General features: G+C 72.4%; 4 protein-coding genes. All 4 read right to left on the bottom strand.

Annotated features, from left to right (window positions below; translation table 11 throughout):
• Positions 1-165: 165 nt before the first annotated feature.
• Positions 166-2997 (bottom strand): type I DNA topoisomerase, encoded by a 2832-nt coding sequence (gene topA / locus ACFWUZ_RS25655; protein WP_384377327.1) that lies wholly within the window; start codon positions 2995-2997, stop codon positions 166-168.
• A 278-nt stretch (positions 2998-3275) separates the two neighbouring features.
• Complete coding sequence (locus ACFWUZ_RS25650) at positions 3276-3473, bottom strand: hypothetical protein (protein WP_384377324.1); 198 nt, start codon at positions 3471-3473, stop codon at positions 3276-3278.
• A 130-nt stretch (positions 3474-3603) separates the two neighbouring features.
• Complete coding sequence (locus ACFWUZ_RS25645) at positions 3604-5139, bottom strand: methyltransferase (protein ID WP_384377321.1); 1536 nt, start codon at positions 5137-5139, stop codon at positions 3604-3606.
• Positions 5140-5371: 232 nt separating this feature from the next.
• Positions 5372-5938, bottom strand: a complete 567-nt coding sequence (locus ACFWUZ_RS25640; RefSeq protein ID WP_384377318.1) for a small secreted protein — start codon at positions 5936-5938, stop codon at positions 5372-5374.
• Between the last annotated feature and the right edge of the window lie 62 nt (positions 5939-6000).

The following is a 6000-nucleotide window of genomic DNA, read 5'->3' as shown; positions in this document are numbered from 1 at the left end:
CCGGCCCCGGGGTCCCGGGGGGCCCGCCCCCAGCCCCCCCCCCCCCCCACCCCCCGGCCGCCCCCCCCCGCCGCGCGGGGGCCCCGCGCCGTGCGCGGGGGGCCCCTCTCGTCGCCGTGGGTGTGCGGCGCGTGCGCGGCCGGCCGTGACGGCGCGGCCCGGCGGCTACTCGTCCGCCGGAGCGGCGGTCGCCGCCTTCTTCGCCACCGTCTTCTTGGCCGTGGCCTTCTTCACGGCCGCGGTCTTGGTCGCCGTCGTCTTCTTCGCGGCGGCCGCCTTGGTCGCCGTCGCCTTCTTCGCGGGCGCCTTCTTGGCCGTGGCCTTCTTGGCGGGGGCCTTCTTCGCCACCTTCTTGGCCGGACCCTTGGCGCGCTTCTCCGCGAGCAGCTCGTAGCCGCGTTCGGGCGTGATGGTCTCGACGTCGTCGTCCCGCCGCAGCGTCGCGTTCGTCTCGCCGTCCGTCACGTACGGCCCGAAGCGGCCGTCCTTGACCACCACCGGCTTCTCGCTCACCGGGTCGGTGCCCAGTTCCTTCAGCGGCGGCTTGGCGGCGGCCCGGCCGCGCTGCTTGGGCTGCGCGTAGATCGCCAGGGCAGCGTCGAGCGTGATGGAGAAGAGCTGGTCCTCGGTCTCCAGGGACCGCGAGTCCGTGCCCTTCTTCAGGTACGGGCCGTAGCGGCCGTTCTGGGCCGTGATCTCCACGCCCTCCGCGTCCGCGCCGACCACGCGCGGCAGCGACATCAGCTTCAGCGCCTCGTCGAGGGTGACCGTGTCCAGGCTCATCGACTTGAAGAGCGAGGCCGTCCGCGGCTTGACCGCGTTCTTGCCGGTCTTCGGCGTGCCCTCGGGGAGGATCTCCGTCACGTAGGGGCCGTAGCGGCCGTCCTTCGCGACGATCTGGTTCCCGCTGACGGGGTCCTTGCCGAGTTCGAACTCGCCGCTCGGCTTCGCGAACAGCTCCTCCGCGTACTCCACCGTCAGCTCGTCCGGAGCCATGTCGTCCGGCACGTCGGCCCGCTGGTGGCCCTCCGCGTCCTTCTCGCCGCGCTCCACGTACGGCCCGTAGCGGCCGACGCGCAGCACGATGCCCTCGCCGACCGGGAAGGAGGAGATCTCCCGGGCGTCGATCGCGCCCAGGTCCGTGACCAGCTCCTTCAGGCCGCCGAGGTGGTCACCGTCGGCGGGTACGACCTCGGTCGCGTCCTCCGAGCCGAAGTAGAAGCGCTTCAGCCACGGCACGGACTGGGCCTCGCCCCGCGCGATGCGGTCGAGGTCGTCCTCCATCTTCGCGGTGAAGTCGTAGTCGACGAGCCGCCCGAAGTGCGTCTCCAGCAGGTTCACCACGGCGAAGGACAGGAAGGACGGTACGAGGGCCGTGCCCTTCTTGAAGACGTAGCCGCGGTCGAGGATCGTGCCGATGATCGACGCGTACGTCGACGGGCGGCCGATCTCGCGCTCTTCGAGCTCCTTGACCAGCGAGGCCTCGGTGTAGCGGGCCGGCGGCTTGGTCGCGTGCCCGTCCGCCGTGATCTCCTCGGCGGCGAGGGCGTCGCCCTCCGCGACCTGCGGGAGCCGCTTCTCGCGGTCGTCGAGTTCGGCGTTCGGGTCGTCCGCGCCCTCGACGTAGGCCTTCATGAAGCCGTGGAAGGTGATCGTCTTGCCGGAGGCGGTGAACTCCGCGTCCCGGCCGTCCGAGGCACGCCCGCCGATCTTCACGGTGACGGAGTTGCCGACCGCGTCCTTCATCTGAGAGGCGACGGTCCGCTTCCAGATCAGCTCGTAGAGCCGGAACTGGTCGCCGCTCAGACCGGTCTCGGCCGGGGTGCGGAAACGATCACCCGAGGGACGGATCGCCTCGTGCGCCTCCTGGGCGTTCTTGACCTTGCCCGCGTAGACGCGCGGCTTCTCCGGCAGGTAGTCGGCGCCGTACAGCTGCGTGACCTGCGCCCGGGCCGCCGACACGGCGGTGTCGGACAGGGTCGTGGAGTCCGTACGCATGTAGGTGATGAAGCCGTTCTCGTACAGCTTCTGCGCCACCTGCATCGTCGCCTTCGCACCGAAGCCCAGCTTGCGCGAGGCCTCCTGCTGGAGCGTCGTCGTACGGAACGGGGCGTACGGGGAACGGCGGTACGGCTTGGACTCCACCGACCTGACGGCGAAGGACGCGCCTTCGAGCGCGGCGGCCAGGGCCCGGGCGTTCGCCTCGTCGAGGTGCAGCACCTCGCTCTTCAGCGTGCCGGTCGAGCCGAAGTCGCGGCCCTGCGCGACGCGCTTGCCGTCCACCGTGTTCAGGCGGGCGACCAGCGTGGACGGGTCGGAGGCGTCACCGGCGCGGCCGGTGGAGAAGGTTCCGGTCAGGTCCCAGTACTCGGCGGAGCGGAAGGCGATGCGCTCGCGCTCCCGCTCGACGACGAGGCGGGTGGCCACGGACTGGACGCGCCCGGCCGACAGCCGCGGCATGACCTTCTTCCACAGGACCGGCGAGACCTCGTAGCCGTAGAGGCGGTCGAGGATGCGGCGGGTCTCCTGCGCGTCGACCATGCGCTGGTTCAGCTCGCGCGGATTGGCGACGGCGTCGCGGATCGCGTCCTTGGTGATCTCGTGGAAGACCATCCGGTGGACGGGGACCTTGGGCTTGAGGACTTCCTGCAGGTGCCACGCGATGGCTTCGCCCTCGCGGTCCTCATCGGTGGCGAGGAAGAGTTCGTCGGACTCGGCCAGCAGCTCCTTGAGCTTGCGGACCTGCGCCTTCTTGTCGGCGTTCACCACGTAGATCGGCGCGAAGTCGTGCTCGACGTCCACGCCGAGGCGGCGGACCTCGCCGGTGTACTTGTCGGGAACCTCGGCCGCGCCGTTCGGGAGGTCGCGGATGTGCCCGACGCTCGCCTCGACGACGTATCCGGGGCCGAGGTAGCCCTTGATCGTCTTCGCCTTGGCAGGGGACTCGACGATGACGAGTCGGCGGCCGCCCTTTGCGGTCTCGCTAGTCGGGGACAACTTGGCTCTTCTCTCCGGTCGGCACTCGGTCGCGATACGGCGACGCTGCGGAGTGTGACGGTACAACCCGCCCCCGTGTCAAACGGCACAAGCCCGCAACGGCCACTCGAACGGTAACCCGACAAGTGCGGTTTCTGCCGCCCGGATGCCGCGCCGGACCGTTCCCGATCACCGGGCGGGGTGGCCGGGGGGCCGTCTGGCCCCGCCCGCAGCCCCTTCCCCGCACCCGCTCCGACGTGCGGGTCCCCGCCGGACGTACGCCGTCCCGCACCGCCGCGTCAGAGCCGCGTGAGGCACCACACCCCGAGGGCCAGCGCGCTGGCGCCGGCGAGCAGCGCCAGCGGCAGGGCCACGACGGGGCGCACGCCCTCGGCCACCGGCGCGCGGTGCCGGGCGCGCGCCCCCGTCCAGGCCAGCAGAGCGGCTCCGAACAGCAGGAACACGGTCGCCGCGAAGATCGCCGGACCGGTTTCCATACCGTCCCCCTTTCCCCCGAGCCGCCCCCGGATCCCCCCGGACCCGGCCTCCGGGGAGCCTGTCAGCCGTAGGCGTACGGGGGCCCAACCCGGGGTTACATCCTGGGTTCGACGGGCCCCCGGGGCCCGGTCACGCCCCCGGGCCGGAGTCCCGGCCGGCCTCCGCGACGGGCCGCACGGGCTCCAGGAAGCCCTGCTCGATCAGCATCCGGATGGCCTCCGGCGTGCGGTCGCGCAGGACGACGGGGTCCTCCTGGACGAGCTGCGCGATCGCGTCCAGGATCCGGCCCGCGCTCAGTGAGCCGTCACACACTCCGGCGAAGCCCGCGCCGACCGTGTCGACCTTGGTGGCGCGCCGCATACCGCGGTGCTGGCGCAGCACGACGTGTTCCGGATCCTCCGCGCCGGGCGCGCCGACCTGTTCCTGGACCACTTCCGTACCGAGCAGGAAGTACCCCTCCAGCAGGGCTGCGTCATCGTGTGCGCGCAGGTAGTCCTGACGGGCGAAGTGGGCGAGGACGGTGTCGCCGAGCGGCTGCTCCACCGAGTGCGGCCATTCCTCGATCACGATGGACGGCTCGGGCGCGTCGGTCCGGCGCAGGGTGATCCAGCCGAAGCCGACGGACCTGGTCTTGCGGGCCTCGAACTCCTCCAGCCAGTCCTCGTACCGCTGGGCGTACTCCTCGGGGTCGGAGCGGTGGTCGCCCGCGTCCCGCAGCCACAGCTCCGCGTACTGCGTGACGTCCTGCACGTCACGCTGCACGATCCACGCGTCGCAGCCGCGCGGCACCCAGGAGCGGAGCCGGTCGCGCCAGTCCTCGCCCTCCACGTGCTGCCAGTTGCCGAGGAACTGCGCGTACCCGCCCGGGTTCAGCCGCGCACCGGCCTGCTGGACCAGGCTCCGGCACAGGTCGTCGCCGCCCATGCCGCCGTCGCGGTACGTGAGGCGGGCGCCGGGGGAGATCACGAACGGGGGGTTCGACACGATCAGGTCGTACGTGGCCTCGCCGACCGGCTCGAAGAGCGACCCGGCGAGCAGCTCGGCCTCCGGCGCCCCGGACAGCGCGAGCGTCAACCGGGTGAACTCCAGGGCCCGGGGGTTGACGTCGGTGGCGGTGACCCGGGTGGCGTGCTGGGCGGCGTGCAGCGCCTGGATCCCGGAGCCGGTGCCGACGTCGAGGGCGGAGCCGACCGGAGTGCGCACGGTGATCCCGGCCAGGGTCGTGGACGCCCCGCCGACGCCGAGGACCACCCCCTCCTCGCGGCGGCCGATCCCGCCCGCTCCGCCGACGGCGCAGCCGAGGTCCGAGACGATGAACCAGTCCTCGCCGTCGGGACCGCCGTACGGGCGCACGTCGACGGTGGCGTGCAACTCGTCGCCCTCGCGCCGCAGCCATCCGTCGGCCAGCGCCGTCTCCACGGGCAGTGCGGCCGACGCGTGCAGGTACGGCACGGGCCGCTGGAGCAGGAACAGCCGGACCAGGGCCGCGAGCGGGCCGTCCCCGCGCGTGGCGCGCAGGGCGGGCACGGTCTCGCTGCGGGCCAGCGCGGCGTAGGCGGGGGCCCCGAGCAGGTCGAGCAGGCCGTCCGCGGTGAAGCCGGCGGCGAGCAGGGCTCCGCGGAGCTCGGCGGCATGGTCGGGCGAGGGAAGGCTGGTGGTACTCACCGGTCCATTGTGGCCGCTGACACCGGCAATGCGTGCGCCGCGCGGACGTCGGCGTGGGCCCGTTCCCGGCGGCCACCCCCGGGACCGGGGCGCCGGCAGCACCGGCCGGGGCATCCGCAGCCGCACCGCGTCCCGGGCATGCAGCGCGCCCCGGGCATGCCTCAGGGCGGCCACGGCCCCTCCCGGGACCCCGGCCGCCCTGTCCGGCGCGTCTCAGCGGCTCGCCGCGGCCCTACTTGGGGGTCGGCGACGGGGTCGTCACCTGGCAACCGGGCTGGCTGTTCATCGCCTGCTCCAGACCGCCCGCCTTCAGCTGCGAGAGGGCGTCCTTGCCGCCCGCCGCCGCCGCATCGAGGCCGGCCGCCACTTCCTTCAGCCCCGCGGCGAAGTTCGTCTGCTCCTTGGGGTCGAGGGCGTCCATCTTGGTCTTCAGGTCGGCGTAGCCCTTGGAGGTCGCCTCGAAGCCCTTGACCGCTTCCGCCTGGGTCGCCTCGCCGTTCTTGACGGGCGGAACTCCCGCGCCCTGCAGGGCCGTACCGAGCGCCTTGTACGACTCGGACATGGTCCCGAAGGCCGCCGAGTCGGTCTGCTGGACCTCTTCGGGCTTGCTGCTCTCCGACGCCACGCGCTTGATGTCTGCGTTGGCCGTCTCGATCTTCTTGAGTTCGGGCTGCCACTGGTCGCAGACCTTCTTGGCCCAGGCGTCGGCCTTCTTGTCGCCGTCGTCCCCGCCGCAGCCGGAGAGGACGAGCATCAGTACCGCACCGCCCGACAATGCGGCCGCAAGCTTCTTGTTCACCGGATTGGTCCCTTCGAAGGCTCTCGGCCCGGAAGATACACGCATGCGATCCGGCCACGTAG

Origin of the sequence: Streptomyces sp. NPDC058646, from assembly GCF_042716875.1 — a bacterium.
Lineage (GTDB): Bacteria > Actinomycetota > Actinomycetes > Streptomycetales > Streptomycetaceae > Streptomyces.
The sequence above is the reverse complement of the archived record's forward strand: the minus strand, read 5'-3'. Positions and strand labels throughout refer to the sequence as shown.

What these genes read in the sequence shown, in the direction of transcription:
- ACFWUZ_RS25650 (WP_384377324.1), bottom strand. Translation starts at nt 3,473, where the DNA reads ATGGAAACCGGTCCGGCGATCTTCGCGGCGACCGTGTTCCTGCTGTTC.